The 24067-nt window shown below is 39.3% G+C and carries 19 protein-coding genes and 1 pseudogene; 14 read left to right on the top strand and 6 right to left on the bottom strand.

Features of this window, described 5'->3' with window-relative positions; genetic code table 11:
- The first annotated feature begins 94 nt into the window (after positions 1–94).
- A complete protein-coding gene (locus KHA96_RS15140) occupies positions 95–295 on the top strand; it encodes a hypothetical protein (RefSeq protein ID WP_213130162.1) in 201 nt (66 codons plus the stop codon).
- A gap of 70 nt (positions 296–365) precedes the next feature.
- Positions 366–2969 (top strand): bifunctional acetaldehyde-CoA/alcohol dehydrogenase, encoded by a 2604-nt coding sequence (adhE, locus tag KHA96_RS15135; RefSeq protein ID WP_213130161.1) that lies wholly within the window; start codon positions 366–368, stop codon positions 2967–2969.
- 516 nt (positions 2970–3485) lie between these two features.
- Here the strand turns inward: adhE and KHA96_RS15130 are convergent.
- From KHA96_RS15130 to KHA96_RS15120, 3 genes are all read right to left on the bottom strand, one after another.
- Positions 3486–4424 carry a DUF3895 domain-containing protein gene (locus KHA96_RS15130; RefSeq protein ID WP_213130160.1) on the bottom strand — a complete coding sequence of 313 codons (939 nt, stop codon included), beginning with the start codon at positions 4422–4424 and terminating at the stop codon, positions 3486–3488.
- Positions 4425–4513: 89 nt separating this feature from the next.
- Positions 4514–5824, bottom strand: a complete 1311-nt coding sequence (gene ilvA, locus KHA96_RS15125) for a threonine ammonia-lyase IlvA (protein ID WP_213130159.1) — start codon at positions 5822–5824, stop codon at positions 4514–4516.
- A 93-nt stretch (positions 5825–5917) separates the two neighbouring features.
- On the bottom strand, positions 5918–6586 hold the full coding sequence (locus KHA96_RS15120; protein WP_213130158.1) for an SIMPL domain-containing protein: 669 nt from the start codon (positions 6584–6586) through the stop codon (positions 5918–5920).
- Between the two features lie 446 nt (positions 6587–7032).
- Here KHA96_RS15120 and KHA96_RS15115 point away from each other — a divergent pair, with 446 nt between their 5' ends.
- The 10 genes from KHA96_RS15115 (at position 7033) to KHA96_RS15070 (ending at position 18475) form a co-directional block, all read left to right on the top strand.
- Entirely contained in the window at positions 7033–8670 is a 1638-nt protein-coding gene (locus tag KHA96_RS15115) for a urocanate hydratase (RefSeq protein WP_213130157.1), read from the top strand.
- A 31-nt stretch (positions 8671–8701) separates the two neighbouring features.
- On the top strand, positions 8702–9793 hold the full coding sequence (locus KHA96_RS15110; protein ID WP_213130156.1) for a DUF917 domain-containing protein: 1092 nt from the start codon (positions 8702–8704) through the stop codon (positions 9791–9793).
- A gap of 33 nt (positions 9794–9826) precedes the next feature.
- Positions 9827–10474 carry an ABC transporter permease gene (locus tag KHA96_RS15105; protein WP_213130155.1) on the top strand — a complete coding sequence of 216 codons (648 nt, stop codon included), beginning with the start codon at positions 9827–9829 and terminating at the stop codon, positions 10472–10474.
- A gap of 27 nt (positions 10475–10501) precedes the next feature.
- Entirely contained in the window at positions 10502–11389 is an 888-nt protein-coding gene (locus KHA96_RS15100) for an ABC transporter substrate-binding protein (RefSeq protein ID WP_213130154.1), read from the top strand.
- Positions 11390–11808: 419 nt separating this feature from the next.
- Positions 11809–12783: an ABC transporter ATP-binding protein gene (locus KHA96_RS15095; protein ID WP_349305772.1), complete on the top strand. Its 975-nt coding sequence runs from the start codon at positions 11809–11811 to the stop codon at positions 12781–12783.
- Positions 12784–12819: 36 nt separating this feature from the next.
- Positions 12820–13461, top strand: a complete 642-nt coding sequence (locus KHA96_RS15090; RefSeq protein ID WP_213130153.1) for an ABC transporter permease — start codon at positions 12820–12822, stop codon at positions 13459–13461.
- 34 nt (positions 13462–13495) lie between these two features.
- A complete protein-coding gene (locus KHA96_RS15085; RefSeq protein ID WP_213130152.1) occupies positions 13496–14242 on the top strand; it encodes an IclR family transcriptional regulator in 747 nt (248 codons plus the stop codon).
- A gap of 14 nt (positions 14243–14256) precedes the next feature.
- Positions 14257–15633, top strand: coding sequence for a dihydroorotase (locus KHA96_RS15080; protein WP_213130151.1), 1377 nt, complete (start codon positions 14257–14259; stop codon positions 15631–15633).
- Positions 15630–16892, top strand: a complete 1263-nt coding sequence (locus KHA96_RS15075; RefSeq protein WP_249315641.1) for a Zn-dependent hydrolase — start codon at positions 15630–15632, stop codon at positions 16890–16892. The genes KHA96_RS15080 and KHA96_RS15075 overlap by 4 nt, the downstream gene beginning before the upstream one ends.
- On the top strand, positions 16889–18475 hold the full coding sequence (locus tag KHA96_RS15070; protein WP_213130150.1) for an HAL/PAL/TAL family ammonia-lyase: 1587 nt from the start codon (positions 16889–16891) through the stop codon (positions 18473–18475). The genes KHA96_RS15075 and KHA96_RS15070 overlap by 4 nt, the downstream gene beginning before the upstream one ends.
- A gap of 185 nt (positions 18476–18660) precedes the next feature.
- On the opposite strand, the pseudogene KHA96_RS15065 reads toward KHA96_RS15070, so the two are convergent.
- Positions 18661–19335 (bottom strand): annotated as a pseudogene (locus KHA96_RS15065) (YqjF family protein).
- A 169-nt stretch (positions 19336–19504) separates the two neighbouring features.
- Between KHA96_RS15065 and KHA96_RS15060 the strand changes: the two are divergent.
- Positions 19505–20917: an FMN-binding glutamate synthase family protein gene (locus KHA96_RS15060; protein WP_213130149.1), complete on the top strand. Its 1413-nt coding sequence runs from the start codon at positions 19505–19507 to the stop codon at positions 20915–20917.
- 11 nt (positions 20918–20928) lie between these two features.
- Here KHA96_RS15060 and KHA96_RS15055 read toward each other — a convergent pair whose 3' ends face one another.
- Positions 20929–22128 (bottom strand): MFS transporter, encoded by a 1200-nt coding sequence (locus KHA96_RS15055; RefSeq protein WP_213130148.1) that lies wholly within the window; start codon positions 22126–22128, stop codon positions 20929–20931.
- Positions 22129–22339: 211 nt separating this feature from the next.
- Between KHA96_RS15055 and KHA96_RS15050 the strand changes: the two genes are divergently transcribed.
- On the top strand, positions 22340–23359 hold the full coding sequence (locus KHA96_RS15050; protein WP_213130147.1) for a hypothetical protein: 1020 nt from the start codon (positions 22340–22342) through the stop codon (positions 23357–23359).
- A 17-nt stretch (positions 23360–23376) separates the two neighbouring features.
- On the opposite strand, the gene KHA96_RS15045 is transcribed toward KHA96_RS15050, so the two are convergent.
- A complete protein-coding gene (locus KHA96_RS15045; protein WP_213130146.1) occupies positions 23377–24057 on the bottom strand; it encodes an HAD family hydrolase in 681 nt (226 codons plus the stop codon).
- Positions 24058–24067 lie beyond the last annotated feature (10 nt).

The raw sequence follows: 24067 nt of genomic DNA, 5'->3' as shown, positions 1-24067 counted from the left end.
AAAAAACGATAAAATTAGTTTGTTCAATACTTCACAAATTAAAAAACTTATGATATATTGAAAGCAGAATAAGACTCTAGGAGGGATAAGGAAATTGGTATTATGTGAATGGAAGTTGCTTTTAATGGAATCTGAGTTATTTTTAGAATTAAATATGAACGGAAATGGGTATGATCCAATCAAAAGCATCCATTATTCAAACGTAACCATGATCTCACCAAGAACCTCACTTACGAATTCACAAAATCAAAATTTGAAAAAAGTTCGTGAAATGCAATTCATGAGTACATGCTAGTGTATTTTTTTTAAGAATGTTTGTGAAATATTTCACAATATAAAATGATGTAAATTAAGGAGGGGTATACATGGCAATTAACGAGAAGGTATTAATGGAAAAAACGGATGTATTATCCATGGTTGATGAGTTAGTTTACAAAGGTTTGGATGCACTTGAAAAATTTCGAGACTACGACCAAGAAAAAATTGATGCAATTGTTAAGTCAATGGCGTTAGCGGGTTTGGACCAGCATATGCCGCTTGCTAAATTGGCGGTCGAAGAAACAAAACGTGGTGTTTATGAGGATAAAATCATTAAGAATATTTTTTCGACAGAATATATTTATCATAATATTAAGTATGATAAAACGGTCGGAATCATTAATGAAAATGAGTATGAAGGTGTTATAGAAATTGCGGAGCCTGTTGGCGTCATCGCTGGTGTAACACCTGTTACGAATCCAACCTCAACGACGATGTTTAAAGCATTAAGTGCGATTAAAACGAGGAATCCGATTATTTTTGCTTTCCATCCATCCGCTCAAAACTGCAGCAGGGAAGCGGCAAGAGTTTTAAGAGATGCGGCAATCAAATCAGGAGCTCCTGAATATTGCATCCAATGGATTGAACAACCATCTGTTGAGGCTACCCGAACTTTAATGAATCATACCGGCGTGTCTCTTATATTAGCAACAGGAGGAGCAGGCATGGTGAAATCTGCTTATAGCTCAGGAAAGCCTGCACTGGGTGTCGGTCCAGGAAACGTCCCTTGCTATATTGAAAAAACGGCGAATATTGAGCGATCTGTAAATGATTTGATTTTATCAAAAACGTTCGATAATGGAATGATTTGCGCTTCTGAGCAAGCCGTGATCATTGATAAAGAAATCTACGCTCGTACACAAAAGGAAATGATTGATAATAACTGCTACTTTTTAAATGAAGAAGAAACACAGAAGATTGAAAAACTCGTTATTAATGAAAAGTCTTGCGCAGTAAATGCTGATATTGTTGGCATGGCTGCATATAAGATTGCTCAAATGGCAGGGGTTAAGGTTCCAGAAGATACGAAAATCTTAGTCGCAGAATTAGAAGGTGTTGGTCCAGAATTCCCACTATCTCGCGAAAAGTTGAGTCCCGTCCTAGCATGCTACAAAGTCAGTACATTGGAAGAGGGTTTAACAAGGTGTGAAGAAATGCTGGCATTTGGAGGAATCGGCCACTCTGCAGTCGTTCATACGACGGATGATGCTGTGATGGAAGCATTCGGCATGCGGATGAAAGCAGGAAGGATTATCGTAAATGCTCCTTCCTCTCAAGGAGCAATCGGTGATATTTACAATGCTTATATGCCTTCATTAACACTTGGATGTGGCACGTATGGTGGAAACTCTGTGTCTTCAAACGTTGGAGCAGTTCATTTAATCAATACGAAAATAGTAGCAAAAAGGAATGTAAATATGCAGTGGTTTAAAGTTCCGCCTAAAATTTATTTCGAGAAAAACTCCATTCAATACTTAGAGAAAATGCCTAATATTTCGAAAGCCTTTATTGTAACAGACCCAGGAATGGTGAAACTAGGATACGTCAGTAAAATTCTTTACTATTTAAGAAAACGTCATGACTATGTAAATTGTGAAATTTTTTCCGAGGTAGAACCAGATCCAAGTATTGAAACGGTGTTGAAAGGTGCAGAAATGATGGCGGCCTTTGAACCGGATGTCATCATTACAATTGGCGGGGGTTCAGCTATGGATGCGGCAAAGGGGATGTGGCTCTTCTATGAGTATCCAGAGGTAGACTTCCACGGTCTGAAACAAAAATTTATGGATATTAGAAAACGGATCGTTAAGTATCCTAAGCTTGGTAGAAAAGCTCAGTTTGTAGCGATTCCTACTACGTCTGGAACAGGATCTGAAGTTACGTCATTCTCTGTTATTACCGATAAAACGGCTGGAACGAAATATCCACTTGCAGACTATGAATTGACACCTGATGTCGCAATTATTGATCCACAATTTGTCATGACCGTTCCGAAAACGGTAACGGCAGATACAGGTATGGACGTTCTTACACATGCTTTTGAAGCATATGTCTCTGTCATGGCCAATGATTATACGGATGCGCTTGCGATGAAGGCAATCCAACTCGTGTTTGAATATTTACCAAAAGCCTATCACGATGGAAGCAATGAGCTTGCTCGGGAAAAAATGCATAATGCTTCTACGATTGCAGGCATGGCTTTTGCCAATGCATTCTTAGGAATTAACCATAGCTTGGCACACAAACTAGGGGCGGAGTTCGGTATCGCACATGGACGCGCCAATACGATTCTCATGCCACATGTCATTCGTTACAACGCGACAAAACCAAAGAAATTTGCGGCATTTCCTAAATATGAAAAATTCATAGCCGACAAGCGATATGCAGAGATTGCAAGAGTGTTAGGTTTGCCAGCGAGAACGACGGAAGAAGGAGTAGAGAGCCTTATTCAAGCAGTTATTAAATTGGCAAAAGAGCTGGATATCCCAATGAGCATTGAAGCCAATGGAGTTGAGAAGGCTGAGTTTGAGAGTAAAGTAGATGGTTTGGCAGAAAGAGCATTTGAAGACCAATGTACAACTGCCAATCCTAAGCTGCCATTAGTAAGTGAGTTGGCGGAGGTCTATAGGCAAGCGTTCAAAGGAGTGTAATAACAGAGTATTGGGGGCACGATTAAATTTTAATCGTGCCCTTGGTGGAGAAAAATCCGAATTGGCGGTCACGATAAGGTGTTAATCGTGCCCTTGGTGAAGATAATTTCGAGTTGGCGGTCACGATAAGGTGTTAATCGTGCCCTTGGTGGAGAAAAATCCGAATTGGCGGTCACGATAAGGTGTTAATCGTGCCCTTGGTGAAGATAATTTCGAATTGGCGGTCACGATAAGGTGTTAATCGTGCCCTTGGTGAAGAAAAATCCGAATTGGCGGTCACGATAAGATGCTAATCGTGCCCTTGGTGGAGAAAAATCCGAATTGGCGGTCACGATAAGGTGTTAATCGTGCCCTTGGTGAAGATAATTTCGAATTGGCGGTCACGATAAGATGCTAATCGTACCCTCGATGTTGAAAATTTCAATCGGGAGGTCACGATAGAGTGTTCCCTGTGCCCTCAATGTTGAAGATTTAAATCAAGAGGTCACGAAGGCGTCCATCGTACCCTCTCCATTGCTAAGTACTAGTTTGAGATCGCGACGGAATATGGTAATATCGATCATCTTTGCCAAGTGTTTTTCCTCTCTGCAATATATTACGTGCTACAAGAGACTCCAAAAACAAGCAAATTGTACTGTAAACTTTTGGTTTGCCCGTTACATATCGTTTATCAGTGGCGTAACCATGCTTGATTAATAGTTCACAAATGATTCTCGCACTAGATACTCCACTTTCCAAGTATTCCAATGTTTTGTCCTTGCTGAACGATTCTGGATCCGTCCGAAAAGTATCTTCAATTATGTAATCTTCAATATCAAAAGCAATATGGGTGACAGATTCGCTTGTCACTGGTTTGGATCTTCGCTGATCACTTGATTGTTCCAAATGCTCGCGAATGATTCTTTTAATTTCATCTACCTGTTTATCTAATAAAGGGAGGTCAAGGTCTATATATTCTTGTATGGATTTTGGAATTTCCAAATCACTAGGCAAAAAGGGAATTTCATGTTTGAAGTCCCAATGATTTTGTATTTTGTATAAGAGTTCATCCATTTCGTAATCTATGACATTAAAACCCTTCCGAATTTCATTGACGATTTCGGGTGAAAAACCTGTATGTTCTTTAAAATGTTCTATTCCGAATCTTCGTGTCTCATTTGTCGCTTTATGTTTGACAATGTATTGATATCGCAGCGGCCTTCCACACTCACATGGGGTCTTTGGGTTTACAAATCCATTGTCAATGTATTCTTCCAAAATCCACTCATCCAGCAGCATTTCGATTTCTTCCATTTCAGCATGTTCAGGGATGACTATTCCTTTATCGCCAGCTAAAACATTGGCAAAAGCTGTTTTTTTACCTCTTTTTACGTGATGGTGAATAAATTCTTTCTGTTCAGGGGCAAGGGAGTCAAGGATTGAATCTCTATCGCTTCTCGACAAAACTATTTTCATTTGCACTCCTCCTTAGAACAAAAAATTGTATGAAAAAAACGAGGCGATAACCTCGTTCATTTATGATAGACAAAGCACTTACGCCCAAATCAAATTAAAAGATGGAACAACGTGCTGTCTTTATTCACTTCAGTATACGGAAATCCTTTTTGTTGCATGCGTACGATTAGGCCTTCGTAATCTTCTTTTCGTTTCAATTCGATTCCAACAAGCCCTGGACCGCTTTCTTTATTGTTTTTCTTCGTATATTCAAAGGTCGTGATATCATCATCAGGACCAAGCACACCATCCAAAAATTCTCGCAAGGCTCCTGCTCTTTGTGGAAAATTGATAATGAAATAATAGAGCAATCCTTCGTAAATTAAAGATTTTTCTTTAATTTCTTGCATTCTTCCAATGTCATTATTTCCACCGCTAATAACACAAATAACAGATTTCCCTTTAATTTCTTCCTTATAAAAGTCTAATGCTGCTATCGGCAAGGCTCCTGCAGGTTCAGCGATAATAGCATGCTCATTGTATAGGTCTAGGATGGTCGTACAGACTTTTCCTTCAGGGACCGGAATAATGTCATCTACATAGTTTTTGCAAATTTCGTATGTTTTTTGGCCAACGCATTTAACAGCGGCGCCATCTACAAACTTATCAATTGATTCTAGCGCGGTTACGCGGTTATTTTTCAAAGCAGCTTTCATACTTGCTGCTCCCTCAGGCTCCACCCCAATCATACGGGTATGTGGAGATAAATTTTTAATATAGGCGCTTAAGCCTGAAACAAGTCCGCCTCCGCCGATGCTAGCAAATACAAAATCAACCGGTTCTTCAATGTCGTTCATAATTTCAACGGCAACCGTTCCTTGACCAGCTATGATATCAAGATCATCAAAAGGATGAATAAATATTTTATTTTCTTTGTTTGCATATTCAGTCGCACTTGCAGAGGAATCATCAAACGTATCGCCTACGAGAACAATTTCTACATAATCGCGGCCGAACATTCTAACTTGGTCAATTTTTTGCTTTGGCGTCGTTTGCGGCATGAAGATTTTTCCGGTAATACCAAGATGTGAACAGGCAAAAGCAACACCTTGAGCATGATTTCCTGCACTGGCGCAAACAATTCCTTTTTCACGTGCCTCGTTTTCAATCGACTTAATCTTATAATAAGCACCACGTAATTTGAATGAACGTACGTGTTGCAAATCTTCTCTTTTCACGTAAACATGACAGCCATATTTTTCGGATAAACGCTCATTTTTTTGCAAAGGGGTATGTGCTACCACATCTTTTAAGCGCTGATATGCAATGAGAATATCTTCCACATGTACTGTCTTTGATTTTTCTTTCGTCTGATTCACCGCGCCATCCACTTCCTTCGCTAAATATGAATATTTGTACATTATACCATGTTCATATGACAATGAACATATGAATATTCACAATATTTCGTGAAAGCGTTATCAATTTTTCCAAATTCTTGTATGTGAAAAACATTAATGGTATTCGAATGTTGCTGTTATTGTACTCATGATATCCATTGTTCCTGACTGGATAGGAGTAGTAGCAGTACTTTTTACAAAAGCTGTTGCCTCCAAAGGGATTGGTCCACCAGGGTGTTTTGCATTTTCTGTTATTAAAATAGGGATTTTAACTAAATGTACCTTCAGTGTTCCTGCAATCGTCTCGGCCTTTTCATGTGCGTTAACCACCGCTAAAGATAATGCTTCTTTATAGTATTGGTTATAGTTGGATATTTCAAACTTAACATCTGAAATCGTGTTTGCACCGTGTCTTACTGCAGTGTCCACTACCAAACCAGTACTCTCTATATGATGGATACTAATTTGCAGTAAATGATCAACTTTATACGTTCTAAACTCCTGTTTACCGTTGATAAAATCATATTGAGGATAGATCGAGTAATCAATCGTCCGCATTTGCTTATCCGTTATTCCAATTTGACTTAATGCTTTCTTAATAGCGGTAATAATCACGGTGTTTTCTTCCTGAGCGAGCTGCAATACTTTATTCTCAGTTGAAGCGCCTAACGTCACATTAGCATAATCGGGTTGAATTGAAACTTTCCCTTCTCCAATCACTTGAATAATATCTTTCTTGCTTTCTTGGCTTCTATTAGAAACTTGATAAGTTTGATAATGCACTTTTCTCCCTACTTTCAGTCATTTATTTGGCTATTCGCTTAAATTTTGTTTCTTATAAAGAAGTTTAGAGGTTCTTATGATAATAGCAGCCCCTTTCCCATTTTAATATCATTTCCGAGGATAAGATCTATTCATATAGGAACAGTGCTTGGGTAAAGAACCATTTATAATATGTACGGCTATTTTAATAGAAAGATACAGAGAAAGTAAAAAAAGTTTTATCTGATTTGAAAAAATATTTTATTAAAAAGGACTTATGAACTGAGTAATTTGACAGTGTTTCTATAGGGTGCTAGCATGTTATCAATTAAATATAATTAAACCTATCGGAATTATATTTTTATGTTGACGGTTTGCGTAATATTGTGTAGAATGCGAATAAACTGATAATAAATTATCATAAAGTGATAATACATTATCTTATAATGATAAAAGGTGGGATGTAATTGGAACAAATTACAGCGTTTCGTGGGACTCAATTAAGGTGTAAAGGTTGGAGGCAAGAGGCTTTGCTTCGTATGCTTGAAAATGTTTTAGAAAACGGAGAAAACCAAAAAGACTTAGTTGTGTACGCAGCTCTTGGTAAGGCAGCACGCAATTGGGACTCTTATCATGCGATTGTAGATACCCTCCAAAATATTGAAGAAGACGAGACTTTGGTCATACAGTCAGGTAAACCAATTGGGATATTGAAAACACATGTATTTGCACCACTAGTCATAATGGCTAACTGTAATATGGTCGGTAAATGGGCGACTAGCGAGCATTTTTATGATTTACAGGAAAAAGGTTTGATTATGTGGGGCGGCTTGACCGCAGCTGCCTGGCAATACATTGGTTCTCAAGGTGTCATTCAAGGTACATATGAAATTTTTGCCGCCATTGCCAAAAAGCATTTCAATGCTAGTTTAGCAGGGAAATTTATTTTAACAGCCGGCTTAGGAGGAATGGGGGGAGCTCAACCTTTAGCGGGTGTAATGGTCGGCGCTGCTATTCTTGTTGTAGAGATTGACAAGGCGCGCGTTGATAAAAGAATTGCGGATGGCTATTTACAAAGGAAAACCGACGATTTGGATGAGGCGCTACGTTGGATTGAAGAAGCAACTGCCAAAGGAGAGAGTGTAAGTGTAGGATTGGTTGGGAATGCGGCAGATATATATCCTGAACTAGTAAAGCGGAACATCACTCCGGACATCGTAACGGATCAAACGTCCGCACATGATTTATTGTATGGCTATATTCCGACAGACTATAGTCTAGAAGATGTTAAAAGAGTAAGAGAAAATAATCCAATTAAACTAGAACAAGATGCACAATCTTCTATTGCCTTAGAAGTGGCAGCGATGCTTACTTTTAAAAAACGTGGTGCGATTGTTTTTGATAATGGGAATAACATTCGTACACAGGCACATCAATATGGGGTGAAAGATGCATTTGAGATTGATATTTTTACAGAAGCATATTTAAGACCCCTTTTCAGTAGAGCGATCGGTCCATTCCGCTGGGTTGCATTGACTGGAGATCCAAATGATATCAAGACGATTGATAACTACATACTAGAGCATTTTAAAGAAAATGAAATTGCGACAAATTGGATTTCATTGGCGAATAAATATGTACCTTTCCAAGGCTTGCCGGCACGAATAGGTTGGTTTGGACATGGAGAGAGAACGAGACTTGCATTAGCTGTAAATGAAATGGTGAAAAACGGGATTTTAAGCGGTCCAATTGCGTTTTCAAGAGATCACTTGGATGCCGGTGCGATGACACATCCGAACATAATGACGGAACGAATGAAAGACGGAAGTGATGCAATTTCCGATTGGCCACTTCTTAATGCGATGTTGAGTTGTTCTTCAATGGCAGATTTAACAGCGGTTCACTCAGGGGGCGGCGGTTATTCGGGGTATATGACAAGTGCGGGAATTACTCTTGTGGCAGATGGCACACCTGAAACTGATATACGACTAAAACATGCTTTAGATAATGATACGAGCTTAGGGGTATTAAGATATGCAGATGCTGGCTATGAAGAATCATTAGATGAAATTGAGAAAAAGGGAATTCGACATATCCAATTATAGTTTTGATATATGAAATGAGAGGAGAAATCATATGCGTATTCTTACGATGGAAGATGTTAAAGCTGCCGTTGCAGGAGGTTCTGTATATGCATCTGGTGGTGGTGGTTGGGTTGATCATGGTTTGGAAATTGGCGGTGCTGCCGTGACGATGGGGCAGCCAAAGTTAGTTTCCGTTGATGAGCTCCCTGATGATGCAATCATTATTACATGTACAGCCATTGGTGCACCCGCAGGGAAGACGGATTGGCAAATGTTAGGGGTAGATTATATTAAAGCAGTAAAATTACTTATGGAAAATTACGAGGGGAAAGTCGTAGGTGTTATGACGCCGCAAAATGGAATGTCAAGTTCCATAAATGGATGGTTGCCTGCCGCTATGCTTGACCTAGTTGTTGTCGATGCAACAGGGGATATTCGTGCACATCCAACGGGGAAAATGGGGCAAATGGGAGTTGCGGCGGATCCGAATTTTGAAACAATCCAAGTGGTTGTTGGTGGGAAAAAGGAGACGGGTTCCTATATTGAGCTTGTCGTAAAAGGGTCTCCAGCAAAAACTTCTAATATATTACGTACTGCCTCAGATATGTCAGGAGGATTTATTGCATCAGCAAGACTCCCGCTTCCTGCGAGCTATATTAAAAAGCATGCAGCAAAAGGTGGCATTTCCATTGCCATTGATCTTGGAAAGGCTATTTTGAAAGCTGAACCAAAAGGAGCCGAGACAGTCATTCAAACGATTTGTGAGCATACAAAAGGTGAGATCTTGGGTAGAGGTAAAGTAATCTCAACTACTGTTGAATATTCTGGTGCTTTTGATATTGGGCAAGTCGTTGTTGAGGTGGAAGGCAAATCTTTAACGATGCATGTGATGAATGAATTTATGGCAGTAGACGATTCACTTGGAAATCGTTTGACAACTTACCCTGATGTCATTACTGCTATTTCAACCGAAACTGGTAAACCATTGAGTGCAGGAGCTCTTGAACCAGGCATGGAAATTGCTGTTTTCCGAATCCATAAAAGCCATATTCCGATTAGTTCAAGCGTCCGGGATGCGTCTGTATACCCTGATGTAGAAGCAGTGCTAGGGATTCAAATTGCAGACTATGCATTGAGTGAATGAGTTTAATAGAAATAATCAGGAAGGAGGCATCGGATGGAGCTGTTAATAAAAGCATATGATTATTTAATCGAAAACCATGTGCGATTTTTAGAGGAGCTTCAGGTTCATATCACTTTAAGTTTGTCCGCCTTATTCCTTGGTTTAATCATATGTATTCCATTAGGTATATGGTGTGCCAAAAACGAAAAAGTTGCCGCAACCATCATGAATACGGTCAATTCGATTCGAGTCATTCCAAGTTTGGCTATCTTAGTGATCATGTTGCCGTTAATCGGAACGGGATTTTGGCCAGCGTTAGTAGCATTAACGGTGCTTGCATGTCCTCCGATCCTCATTAATACATTTTTAGGGTTTCGGGGAATAGATCCCGCCATACTTGAATCGGCTCATGGTATGGGGATGAGTCCAAAAGCGGTTCTTCGGAAAATTGAGTTTCCGCTTGCGATGCCGCTTATGATTACTGGTGCAAAAACAGCCAGTGTCGAAGTTCTCGCCAGTGCGTCCCTTGCAGCTTTTATTGGAGGAGGCGGGCTTGGAACCTTTATCATTAATGGGCTGAGCATGTATAAGTTTCAAGTATTACTCGTAGGAGCAATCCCGATTGCACTCTTAACGATCTTCTCTGAAGTAATATTTTCATTTATTGAAAGATCTACAACTAGATATCAAAGAGATTCATAGATTTCTTTAAATTTAGGGGGAATTAATTTGAAAAGAAAATCATTTCTTATTTTGTCAATCTTGCTTGTTTTTTCCGTACTTTTAAGTGCATGCAGTGGTTCTTCAAAAATTAAGATTGGATCCAAGAACTTTACCGAGTCCTTAATTTTAGGAGAAATGTATGCATTGGCTTTAGAATATGCTGGGTTTAAAGTAGAACGAAAACTAAATTTAGGTGGAACGCTTGTCGCACATGAAGCCCTTAAAAAAGGTGATATTGATATATACCCTGAATATACAGGAACTGGGCTGCTAAACATTATGGAAGAAGAGCCGCTCTCTGATCCGCAACAAGTATATGATATGGTCTCAGATTTTTATAAAAAAGAATTTGACTTAGTATGGTTGACACCATCAAATGCCAACAACACCCAGGCGATCGCTGTTTCCAAAAAAGCCTCTGATGAATATGGCATTACAACTCTTTCAGACTTGCAAAAGCATGCGGAGAACATAGATTTTGCAGCAGTACCAGAGTTCGAGGAACGTGAAGATGGATTGCTCGGTATGAATCGAGTGTATGGTGATTTTAATTTCAAAAGCATGAAGCTTTATGACTACGGTGTGAAATATCGTGCTGTATTAAACGATGAAGTGCAAGGTACCGTAGCTTTCGGAACAGATGGTGATTTAACGAATCCTGACCTTGTCCTTTTAGAGGATGATAAGCATTTATGGCCTCCATATTTCGTTGCACCTGTGATCCGTCAAGAAACATTGGATAAAGATGAGAAGATCAAACAGAAGCTGGATGAAATATCTGCAAAGCTGGATAATGAAACGATGCAAAAATTAAATGCAGAAGTAGACTTGAATCAACGTGAATATGCGGACGTCGCAAAAGAATTTTTGAAAAACGAAGGAATCATTAAGTAAGGCTATTTCTTAAAGTTTGTTGTTATTGTAAAAGCCCAAGAGCCGACTTTTATGCCTAGTAAGTAAGCGATTCTTATTAAGCCGGTAGCTCTTTTCCCATTTAAATATTGAATCCAAGGTAAAATCTATTTTTCGTTATTTAGATTTACATCAAATAGCTACAATGTTTTGGAAAAGAGCCTTAAGTAATAACTACTTTAGCTTTTCCCGGTAGGATATCGGGAAAAGTCTAATTTTAATATTGAAGCAAAAAGTATAAATTTTTGAAAGTGTATAGCGCAAACAGCCATCGATTAGCAAACTTCCTGTCCTTTTCTTTTGTGTAGGTCAACATCAATTTGTGTTTCCTCTATCGCAAGTCTAGGGCAAAAGAAGTGTATGGATGAGCAAGGCGCTTGCACTTTTCTAATGAATTGAAGGTGAGTGGTTTGCCGAATAACGCAATTGTGTTTGAAGAAGTGTCAAAACAGTTTCCTAAAGCGCCAAAACCGTCCGTATATCCTACGAATCTTTCCATTGAAGAAGGAAGCTTTGTCACTATTTTAGGTGCTTCAGGATGTGGAAAAACGACATTGTTGAAAATGGTCAATCGTATTTATGATATGACTTCAGGGAAAATTATGGTTCATGGACAAGATATAACTAAAATGCCTGTTACAGAATTAAGACGGAATATTGGGTACGTTATACAACAAATTGGTTTATTCCCCCATATGACGATAGCAGAAAATATCGCAACCGTGCCTAAGGAATTAGGGTGGGATTCGAAAAAAATTGAAGAGAGAATTGATTTTCTGCTTGAGCTAGTTCATTTACCAGCAAAAGATTTTCGAAATCGTTATCCGAGACAGCTTTCTGGAGGTCAACAGCAAAGGATTGGGTTGGCAAGAGCTTTGGCGGGAAATCCTTCTATCATGTTAATGGACGAACCATTTGGAGCCATTGATGCCATTACCCGCAGCTCGCTGCAAGATGAAATGATCAGAATTCAGCGCAAGCTTAATAAAACGATATTATTTGTCACCCATGATATCGATGAAGCTTTAAAATTGGGCGATAAAATTGTTATTATGAATGAGGGTGTCATTCAACAATTCGACACTCCTTTAAATATTATCACGAACCCTGCCAATTCTTTTGTAAGTCAGTTAGTACATTCAGATGATATTGTACAGCATTTAAGCTTGTTAAGAGCCGACCATGTAATGGCACCGCTTACGGAAGAACTGAAATATGACGAGGTAAAGGTGAATCGTGCCGAGAATTTAAAAAATGTTTTAACACTTATTTTGCAAGGCCATGGCGACTCAGTTCTAGTTACAGAAGAAGATGATACTCCAATTGGAAGAATTACTTTGGCTGGATTAAAAAGTTATATTGCGGGGATTGGATGATCTATTCTGCTTCCTAACGCGGAGGGGATACTGAAAATGTTTTCGTTTTTAATTAATTATTACGATCGTATACTATTATTATTTTTTCAACATCTTATGCTTACCGTTGTTTCTTTAAGCCTAGCTTTGTTGATTGCTTTGCCAGTTGGTGTCTTCTTATCAAGGTTTAAAAAGATTTCTGTTCCATTTTTATCGATCCTTGGAATTTTATACTCCGTACCAAGTCTGGCTATGTTTGCGTTCCTTATACCATTCGTGGGTTTAGGTGTAAAACCTGCAGTAATCGCTTTAATCGCATATAGCCAGCTTATTCTAGTTCGTAACGTGATGGTCGGTTTTCAAGCGATTGATCCATCCATTATTGAGGCAGGAAAAGGCATGGGGCTAGGGTCATTTCGATTATTTTGGAAAATAGAATTTCCGTTAGCTTTACCAGTTATTTTAGGTGGTGTACGGATTGCCACCATTTCAATCATAGGTATTGCCACGATTGCAGCTTGGATCAATGCAGGTGGATTAGGAGTTATTTTGTTTGAAGGGCTTTATCAAAATCATACCCCTAAAATAATTTGGGGCACTATTTTTGTATCCTTGCTTGCCATCGTTTCTAATCAGTTATTATTAAGTTTGGAAAAAAGGTCTGCACTGAAAGTTAGAGGTGAACTAGCAGCTAAGTAATCTGATTATATTACGCCAAGTGAGGGAGATCGTAGTGACCGTTAACAAAAATCAGACAATCGAGAGAGCATTAGATATTATTTTTTCACTATCTGAGGCAGGGTGTAATTTGACAGTCGGAGAGATTGCAGAAAAAGTTGCAATTCCTGAGAGTACTGCCTATCGACTCATCAAAACATTGGAACAATACGGTTTAGTCGAAAGAAAATCGGTTGGCCAAATTAGACTTGGTGTCCGGATTTTGGAGCTGGCTAGAAGCTTACAACAGCAATTGAATCACGAATTGATCAGTATAGCCCGACCTGTCATGGAAGAGTTAACTGAAAAGGTTAACGAGACTTCCATTCTTTGTGTGAGATCAGCTTCACAAGTAATTTGTGTGCAAAGTATTGAAACACAAAGAATGCTCCGTCTATCAGTGGAAATTGGAAAAATCATGCCGCTTGATCGTGGGGCGTCGGGAAAAGCTATTCTAGCATTTGAGCAAAATCAAACAATAGATCAACTAGTCAAAGCAATTTCAGATGCTGGACTAAAAGAAAGTGTGGAAAAGGAAATCGAAATAATAAGGAAGCAAGGGTATTGTTTGACGTTTGGTGAGGTAGATAACAATATTTTTGGATTAGCCGTTCCAATTTATGATATCAACAAGCGCGTTGTTGCCTCGTTGACAGTGGCTGGTCCAAAAGAGCGTTGGGATCAGGAAAGCGGTGAGGAATTTATTCAAACCGTTGTTTCTTCTGCCCAAGAAATTACGAAAAAGCTCGCTCAACTTTACTAGGGGGAGGGGAATGTATGGGGAAATATGATTTGCTTGTGAAGGGGAACGTCGTTTTACCTGACCGAGTAGTTTACGATGCAGTTATAGCTGTTTTGAATGGAAAAATAAGCGGCATTTATGAAAATAACATTGGGCTATCTGCTCAAGAAATAATAGATGCAACGAGCTGCTTTATTCTCCCAGGGACGATTGATGCCCATGTTCATTGTTTTAGTTCTCTTAATGAAGGTTTTACAAATGCTGGTTTGTCTGCTGCTGCCGGGGGTGTTACGACGATGATCGAAATGCCTTATGATGCGACAGGCATGGTATGCACTGAAAAATTGTTTTTGGAAAAAATAGAGCGATTGGAAAAGGAGTCAGTTGTCGATACAGCCCTTTTAGCGACAATTAAAAAAGAAGATGGACATGATGAAATTGCAAAACTCGCTAGTGCTGGAGCATGTGGATTTAAAGTGTCAATGTTTAACACAGACTCTTTTCGTTTTCCAAGAATTGATGAAGGACAATTGCTTGATGCTTTTTCAGCCATTGCTGAAACAGGTTGCCCGGTCGGTGTCCATGCTGAAAATGATGATATTGTCAGGCGATATATTCGTAAATATGAGCATGACGGCATAAACGATCCACGGGCCCATGCTTACAGTCGTCCAAAAGCAGCAGAATCAGTAGCTGCCTTAACCGCTCTGGAGTTAGCTTTATATACTGGAGTGAAATTGCATTTATACCATAGTACATTTCAACGTATTTTCGATATGGTGGACATTTATCGATCGCAGGGTGTTCAAGTAACCGCTGAAACATGTACACATTACTTAACTTTAAGTGAAGATGATATGTTGGAGCTCGGTGCAAAAGCTAAAATTAATCCTCCGCTTCGTAAAAAGGAAGATATAGCGGATCTTTGGAATCTCCTAACTCAAGGGAAAATTGATATGGTAACGTCAGATCATGCTCCGTGGACGCTGGACAGGAAAGCAAATGAAGATATTTTTAAAAATGCTTCAGGGGCTCCTGGTGTGGAAACGTTATTGCCTGTCATGTATAGCGAGGGTGTTGCTGCAGGAAAAATGACTATTTTAGATCTTGCTCGCGTCCTTTCTGAAAATCCAGCCCGTACGTTTGGGTTAAGTCATTGCAAGGGACGAATTGACGTTGGCATGGATGCAGATTTGGTGATTTTGGATCCGAACAAAACGTACATAATGGATGAGTCTACTTTGCATTCATCAGCTAAATGGAGCCCATATCATAATCGTAAAATGATTGGAAAAATCGTTCATACTTTTGTTCGTGGGGAAACGGTATATAAAGAAGACGGACAATTGGGAAAGTCAGGTTATGGTCGTTTTATAAAAGCAATGCATCTGAGTAAGGGGTGTTTAGTTTGAATGTATCCTTTAACTTACATCCGAATCAGGAGCGGATTCAAGATCATATCGAAATTCTTGCCGCTATGGTGGACCAATCGAAGCCAGGGTGGACGAGAAGGCCTTTTACGCCATGGTACGAAAAGGGACGAGCTTGGCTGAAACAACAGATGGAACAATGTGGTTTGCAAGTCAGCATTGATGCCGGCGGCAATTTAATAGGAAAACTTGTCGGCAGTGAGGCGCATTTAAAACCAATCATGATTGGATCTCATACTGATACAGTTACAGGCGGCGGTCGCTTTGACGGTATTATAGGTGTCATAGCTGGCATTGAAATTGCCCGACGATTACAGGAAACGGGTACAGCTTTACGTCACACGCTGGAAATTGTTGATTTTACTGCTGAAGAGCCGAGTGATTTTGGCATCTCGACGATTGGAAGTCGAGCGATGGTCGGAAATTTAACTCTTGAGATGTTAAAGCGTACAGATCAAACAGGATTAGTACTAGAAGATGGGATTCGGATGATGGGAGGAAATCCAGACATTATTGCTGAAAAGGCTCGAAAACCTGGTGATGTTAGCTTGTATTTGGAATTGCATATAGAGCAAGGTCCTATTTTAGAGCAAAACAATATGAAGCTTGGAGTCGTTACAGGAATAGTTGGAATTCATCGTTATCGTGTCATTGTGGAAGGAAAGCCGAACCACGCTGGTACAACGCCAATGAATATGAGATTTGACGCTTTAACAGGTGCTTCGGAACTTGTATTAGAATTGGAAAGCTTATGTAAATCTGATTACTCTGATCCAGTAGTTGGAACGGTCGGGAAATTTACGAATGAACCCAATGGAGCTAATATTATTCCGGGTAAGGTCACTTTTGAGTTTGAAGTTAGATCAATAGATTCAGAGATTATTGATAATATTATTAATAGCTTTTTCAAATTTGCTGCTCTTGTTGCTGCTGAACGTTCACTCGACATTCGTTTGGATAACTTATCGAAGTCAGATTCAATACGAGTTCTTCCTAATATTCAAGGCAAAATTGCTGCTGCTTGTACCGCAACCGGAAAAACTCAATATTTGCCGAGCGGTGCAGGGCATGATGCAAATCAGTTAGCAGGTATTGCACCAGTTGGAATGATCTTTGTGCCGAGTCGAGAAGGCCGAAGCCACTGTCCTGAAGAGTGGACTGATTATGCAGATGTCGCACTCGGTGTAGAAGCATTGGCGAGAGCACTCATCAATTTTGATCAAGTAGGTGAAGGCCAATGACTTGCGAGCATAAGAACCTTATTCTCGATGGTTATTCTTTAACATATGAAAAGATAATAGAGTTTATCGAAAATCCGAGTGTACAAATTACTTTATCAGAAAGCACAGTAGAAAGAGTGAAGGATTATCGTTCTGCCGTAGACCAATGGTTAATTGAAGAAAAGAAGGCAATCTATGGAGTAACGACTGGTTTGGGGAAATTAAAGGATTATGTAGTTGATGAGCAAGACCAAAATCAATTTCAACGCAATATTTTACTATCCCATGCGGTTGGGCTCGGTCCTGACTTTCCAGAAGAAGTAGTTAGGCTTGCTATGTTGATAAGGGCAAATGTCCTTGCACGAGGTCATTCGGGAGTAAGGGTGGAGATGATTGAGCGTCTTCTCGTAATGTTAAATAAAGGTGTTATTCCATGTGTTCCACAAATCGGATCTTTAGGTGTTGGTGATTTACAGCCAATGGCACATATCGGTTTATGTATGGTGGGTGCACCTGAAGGTAGAGCGACTTACAATGGAAAAAAAGGAGGCAGCCCTGATCTCCTTGCAAAAGCGAATATAACACCAGTCTACTTTGAATTAAAGGCAAAAGAAGCTTTGGCTTTAATTGATGGGAGTACGATGGTGCTGGCTTCATCCTTATATGCATATTACCAAGCAGAGCAGCTTTGTAATATAGCTGATATGGCTGCAGCTATGACAATTGAGGCAACAAGGGGAGAAATGGATGCTTTAGATCCACGTATTCATAATGCTAACAACCTGCAAACAGAACAGGAAACCGCACAAATTTTAAGCTCCCTTTTAACAGGAACAGAGTGGTGCACCTCTAGCGGCAGGGAACGCTTAGGAGAATTTTCACCACGGGTGCAAGATGCAGTTAGCATACGGTCGACTGCACAAATTCACGGAGCTATTAAAGATGTTTTACAATATGTAAAATCAGTTTTCGTTAGGGAAATGAATGCTTCGAAAGATAATCCACTCATCTTTAAAAATGGCGTGGCGTTCGAGAGTTTAAGCGGAGGAAATTATCATGGTGGACATCTTGCATATGCACTTGACTTTATGGGCGTAGTAATGACAGATTTGGCAATGATTTCTGAAAGAAGATCGGCGCGTCTCCTTGATCCAATAATGAGTTATGGACTACCTGCAAATTTAATTGCTGTAGCTGGATTAAATACAGGCTTTGCACTTGTTCACGCCAATGCAACAGCCCTAGTTAGTGAAATGAGAATATTAGCTGCTCCTGCTAGTATTGGTTCAATTCCTTCTAAAGGAAATCAAGAAGATCACAATAGTATGGCGATGGGTGCAGTTCGTAAACTTATGGAAATAATAGAACGGGTTCAACAAATATTAGCGATTGAACTATTGTTATCAGCTCAATCCATTGATTTAATATCTGAAAATATGAAAGGCTTAACGATGGGAAAAGGAACCTCTATTCTTCATCAATGGATACGACAATCAATTAATCCGATGTGGGAAGATCGTTATGTGCTGGCAGATTTACAGAAAATGATTGAATTTGTGCAAACAGGACAAATTGGCAAGCAAGTATCCATTGCTTTAGTATAAAAAAGAAAGACACGTTAATGGTAATGAATATTAACGTGTCAGCTTGTTCTAAGCTATAATCTTCAAGATTATATCAATTATTTCTTGCTGCTTGGAGTTGTAAAATAACCATTTTCGATGGGCACTTTGCGAAAAACAAGCAGGATCTCCCCAATTCTTCACATATTTTAAATCCAAAGTTAAAATTATAATTTCTTTATGTTCCAGATGAGTGCCTCGACTCCTTGGGAATAGTGAACAGTGGGTTTTTTATCCGCAAGCTCTAAATTAAACGTTTTAAAAAGATGATTTGTACTTATATCAGCATCTGCCTTCTGTAATGGCCATTGATGATGATGAATATCCAAACAATAAATATTCGATTGGAGGTCATTGCTAAAAAAGCAATATCTTTCTGTTAGCCAATGATCGAGAGTCATATTTTCAGCGTAAAAAATTTCTGATTAAGGAGTGTATGACCCTTTACATATAATAGGATTATTTTCTTTTCTGACACTTTCAAAATGAAAGGATTGCTCTATTTCTTGAAAGGACATTTCAGCACGATGATAAGGTACGTGAAGCCATCTCTTTGCCAGTGTATAGGAAGTCCAATCGTCAACATCAAGGGATAAAAAGTAGATCCCAGGTTTGCCGTTGAGTTTTACATACGTGCGCAGATTGATTTCTGGAAAGGCTGGGCGTATAGAAATGGGTGGAAATCCACGAGGAAAAATACCATCTATTTTAAAAACAATCATACCTAACCAAGCAACGCCATCAAACGTGTCAATTTCTATGGAATCTGGGATATATGGTTTTAATTTTTCAGACTCGATTGGCCAATGAATGAATAGAACGTTGCTCCATTTTTGTCTCATAATCCAGTATTTCGATGGCAAAGGATAAGGCCGATGCTTCGTTGATTGTAATACCATAAAATAGACTCCTTTTTCCTTAGTCTTTTCCTTGCTTGTGATTTCATACGGAGAGACATATTTTTTCCATTGCCGGAAATAATATGGGAAATAACATAGTGGGGAAAAAGCGATGAACACCATTTTGCAGTATACGATACTTGGAATGATTATATTAATGTTTTTGTTTAACTTATTTATGCTATTTGGATGGCGTTGGATAATGAAAAAGATGGTTGGGAAGATTGGGAAAATCATTTTATCCGACAGCTACCAAGAAAATATCATTGAAATGATCCCGGGCTTTCGACATGTAGGTGTGCAAAATATTTTGGAAAACAATTTGCGTACAGCTTCAGGGGATATTCTACATCGTCCTTTAGGATCTTCAAAAAAATGGCCGCATTTAGATCCGATAACATTTTTACCGGCACAGACCTCCCCTTTTGCAGTTGATGGGGAAGAAGAGGTTGATTTGAAGGTAACAATTGGCCCGAATGCAAAGAAACCGATGGACATTGAAATTCCCCTTATCATCAGTGGAATGGGCTATGGTGTTGCATTAAGTGAAGAAGTTCGTTTATCACTTGCAGAAGCAGCAAGCAATGTTGGAACAGCGATTAATTCCGGTGAAGGTGGTGTTATGCCGGAGGAGATTGAAAAAGCAGGAAAATATATTTTGCAATTTGGAAAAACGGAATGGGCAAAAGATGAAAATTTAATGAAGCAAGCCGATATGATAGAAATTAAACTCGGACAAGGTGCCATGATGGCGATGGGGATGAAAATCTCCCCTGAGAACTTAACGGGAAATGCTCGTAAAGTAATGGGGCTAAAAGAAAATGAAACAGCAGTCATTCATGAGCATTTTTTTGAAAACCAAACATTAAAAGATATTAAGGAACTCGTCGATGAGCTTAGAAGTATAACAGGAGGCGTCCCGATTGGAGCAAAAATGGGGGCTGGTGGAAAAATAGAAGAAGATATCGACCATTTGATTGAGATCGGGGTCGATTTCATCGCCATCGACGGGGCACAGGCATCAACCCTTGGTGCCGCGCCAATTTTATCGGATGATTTTGGGATTCCTACGTTGCATGCAATTGTACGGGCTGTAAACCATTTAGAAAAAAGAAAAATGAAAGGGAAAATCAGCTTGATTGTCTCAGGAGGGTTATTTATTCCAGGGCATTTTTTAAAAGCGTTGGCATTAGGGGCAGATGCTGTTTATATTGGATCGGCCATTTTATTCTCAGTGGCACATAGTAAAATTTTTAAGGCTGTTCCTTTCGAACCTCCGACGCAATTAGTATGGAATGAAGGGAAATTCAAAGATGAATTAAAAACAGAAGATGGGGCGAAATCTGCGGAAAAGTTCCTTACATCTTGTACAGAAGAAATGAAAATTGCTTTGAGAGCTATGGGAAAACGCTCCCTAAGCGACTTATCAAAAAAAGATTTAGTTTCATATGATGATACAATTGCCAAATATGTCGGTATTCCATTTTCATTTGAGCCTTGGATGGATAAAACGAAAAACAAGTAAAAAGCCAGCTTTTAAGCTGGCTTGCGTACGTTGCTTTTCATTAATATAAAAAAGTATAAAATAATAGAGCATAGAACCGAAAATGCAGCGACCATATAAATTGAACTGTATCCGAACAAATGCCCAATTTGACCAAATGCCATTGCTCCAATTCCTACACCTAAATCAAAGAAAGAGAAGAAGGTTGCATTTGCCATCCCTCGTCGATTAGGAGGGGATCCTTTAACAGACCAAGCTTGTAAAGCTGGTTGCACTGTTCCGAAACCTAATCCGTATAGAACGGCAGCAATGTACAGAATTGTGCTGTTTGGCAGCCAAGAAAGCAGGAACATCGAAATGAGAATTAATATAGTTCCTGGGATAAAAACTGCTTGATGCCCTCGTGAATCGTATAATTTCCCAGCAAAGGTTCGTGTCAGCATTAATGCTGCGGCATAAAGCAGAAAATACCATTGAATACCTTCTATTCCTCTTTGCGCTGTGAAAAGAGGCAAAAAGGAAGCAATTCCTCCAAAGGTTACAGTAATAAAGAATAAAAGCAATGATGGTGGAAGTGCACTTTTTTCATAAAAATCCCACTTTTTAACTTGGGGAGCAGCTTTAGCTTCCACTTGTTTATAACGGATTTTGGATGAAAGCAAAAGGGCCAGTAACCCAAGAACCGCACATATTAAAAATAGGTGAGTGTATGAAATGACTCCGACTAGTGCGAGACCTAAAGAAGGACCGAAGGCAAGTGCAATATTCCCGGAAAGTCCGTAATACCCCATACCTTCCCCTCGTTTATCAGCAGGAATCAGGTCAGTTGCAATCGTACCAGAAGCGGTCGTAGAATAGCCCCAGCCAAGCCCCTGAATTATCCGCATGATAAATAAGAAAAGTAAACTTTTTACAAAGCCGAAAGAACCAACAGAAAATACAAAAATACCAAGTCCAGTTAAAAATACGAACCGTCTTCCCTTTGATTCCAATGCATGTCCAGCACTAGGGCGAATAAGAAGAGCAGAAAAAGTAAATATACCAACAACGACCCCGATAAGCTGATCATTCCCGCCAAGTTTTTCAACAAACAAAGGAAGAGTGGGCAAAGTCATTTGAAAACCAAGAAAAACAAAAAAATTGGACAAACAGATCAAAATAAAATCTCGTGTCCATATCTTACCCGAACCCACACTCTGTCGAGGAGCCTCCTTAATGAGTGAATTACCCAATGCTATCTCCCCCTCATATATATTCAATGGAAATATTTAGTCACTCGAAACATAGTTATTATTCTACACGACTTTACACGAAAATTCTAACGATGGATAGATTTTTTCTCTTTTATTTTTCTTGATTCATCGAGCAAATATACATAGGTCTATTGTGCGTATTCGGTTTTATTCAGGGGGTAGTGGTTTTGTTCCTATTGGTGCTGAATTTATGGCGTTCGATTGGATTGTATTGGCGTTCCAGCCAATTTTATTGGATTTGTGCGTTTTCATTTCGATCATGGGGGTGCCATTTCCGTTCAAGATGGTCTTATTCCCGTTGGAGCAGCATTTATTTCCGTTCAATCGGATTCTATTCCCTTTCAAGGCACTTTTATTCTCGTTCAAAGCGGTTCTATTCCCGTTCCAGCATATCTATTGGATTTGTGCGTTTTACTTCGATTATGGAGGTGTCATTTCCGTTCGAGATGGTCTTATTCCCGTTCGCGCAGCATTTATTTCCGTTCAAAGGGGTTCTATTCCCGTTCAAGGTACTTTTATTCTCGTTCAAGGGGGTTCTATTCCCGTTCAAGGTACTTTTATTCTCGTTCAAGGGGGTTTTATTCCCGTTCCAGCTTATCTATTGGATTTGTGCGTTTTTACCTCGATCAAAGGGTGTCATGTCCGTTCGAGAAGGTCTTATTCCCGTTGGAGCAGCATTTATATCCGTTCAATCGGATTCTATTCCCTTTCAAGGCACTTTTATTCTCGTTCAAGGGGGTTTTATTCCCGTTCCAGCATATTCTACTGGATTTGTGCGTTTTTACCTCGATCAAAGGGTGTCATGTCCGTTCGAGAAGGTCTTATTCCCGTTGGAGCAGCATTTATTTCCGTTCAATCGGATTCTATTCCCTTTCAAGGCACTTTTATTCTCGTTCAAAGCGGTTCTATTCCCGTTCCAGCATATTCTACTGGATTTGTGCGTTTTTACCTCGATCAAAGGGTGTCATTTCCATTCGAGATGGTCTTATTCCCGTTGGAGCAGCATTTATGTCCGTTCGATCGGATTCTATTCCCTTTCAAGGTACTTTTATTCTCGTTCAAAGCGGTTCTATTCCCGTTCCAGCATATTCTACTGGATTTGTGCGTTTTTACCTCGATCAAAGGGTGTCATTTCCGTTCGAGATGGTCTTATTCCCGTTGGAGCAGCATTTATTTCCGTTCAATCGGATTCTATTCCCGTTCACCATAGTCAAAAGGAGCAATCGATTATGATTGCTCCATTAGTTTTGATATCCAGGTGTTTTTATTTAAAAATAAATCACAATCAAATTCTGAATAAGACTGAATCAGTTTTGCATTTTCGTGGAAAGTTAAGGACTTTGTGACGTCATTTGGGATAATGAGACAGTTGATGCCTGCTTGAATGGCTGCTAAAGAGCCGTTTACGGAATCTTCAACCGCCATCGCTTCATCCGGTTTTACCCCTAGTGCTTCAAGTGCTTTTATATATAAAGCTGGATTCGGTTTTACTTCTTCGACATCCTCAGCGGAACAAATGATTGGAAAATAATCAGTCAACTCGTATTTATCAAGAAATCCCACAATCCATTCACGATGTGAGCTGCTTGCGATGGCAAGTTGAAGGCCATTATCCTTTATTTGCTGTAAAATATCTAAAAATCCATCTCTTAATGGGAGTTCATTTTTTATTTTTGCATAATGAGAGCGAGTTTTTTCTTTAAACAAATTACGATCCATTGGACTTGCGAGCGATTCATCAATGAAATCAAATAAAGTGTCATTCGTCGTTCCCACAATTTTTACGAACTCTTCGAGGGTTAAATCGAAATTATGATCTTCTTTTAATGCATTACGATAAATTTCAAACCAGGGGGTTTCGGTATCAATAATCGTTCCATCAAAATCGAAAATAACGGCTTTAATCAATTTATTTCTC

Source organism: Bacillus sp. FJAT-49711, from assembly GCF_018343715.1.
Lineage (GTDB): Bacteria > Bacillota > Bacilli > Bacillales > Bacillaceae_C > Lederbergia.
This window is presented reverse-complemented; position numbering and strand designations above follow the sequence as displayed.

Bases quoted from the DNA above. Each gene is read 5' to 3' on its own strand.
- adhE (WP_213130161.1), top strand. From the start codon at position 366: ATGGCAATTAACGAGAAGGTATTAATGGAAAAAACGGATGTATTATCC.
- KHA96_RS15130 (WP_213130160.1), bottom strand. From the start codon at position 4,424: ATGAAAATAGTTTTGTCGAGAAGCGATAGAGATTCAATCCTTGACTCC.
- ilvA (WP_213130159.1), bottom strand. From the start codon at position 5,824: ATGTACAAATATTCATATTTAGCGAAGGAAGTGGATGGCGCGGTGAAT.
- KHA96_RS15110 (WP_213130156.1), top strand. From the start codon at position 8,702: ATGCGTATTCTTACGATGGAAGATGTTAAAGCTGCCGTTGCAGGAGGT.
- KHA96_RS15105 (WP_213130155.1), top strand. From the start codon at position 9,827: ATGGAGCTGTTAATAAAAGCATATGATTATTTAATCGAAAACCATGTG.
- KHA96_RS15090 (WP_213130153.1), top strand. From the start codon at position 12,820: ATGTTTTCGTTTTTAATTAATTATTACGATCGTATACTATTATTATTT.
- KHA96_RS15080 (WP_213130151.1), top strand. From the start codon at position 14,257: ATGGGGAAATATGATTTGCTTGTGAAGGGGAACGTCGTTTTACCTGAC.
- KHA96_RS15070 (WP_213130150.1), top strand. From the start codon at position 16,889: ATGACTTGCGAGCATAAGAACCTTATTCTCGATGGTTATTCTTTAACA.
- KHA96_RS15060 (WP_213130149.1), top strand. From the start codon at position 19,505: ATGAACACCATTTTGCAGTATACGATACTTGGAATGATTATATTAATG.
- KHA96_RS15050 (WP_213130147.1), top strand. From the start codon at position 22,340: ATGGCGTTCGATTGGATTGTATTGGCGTTCCAGCCAATTTTATTGGAT.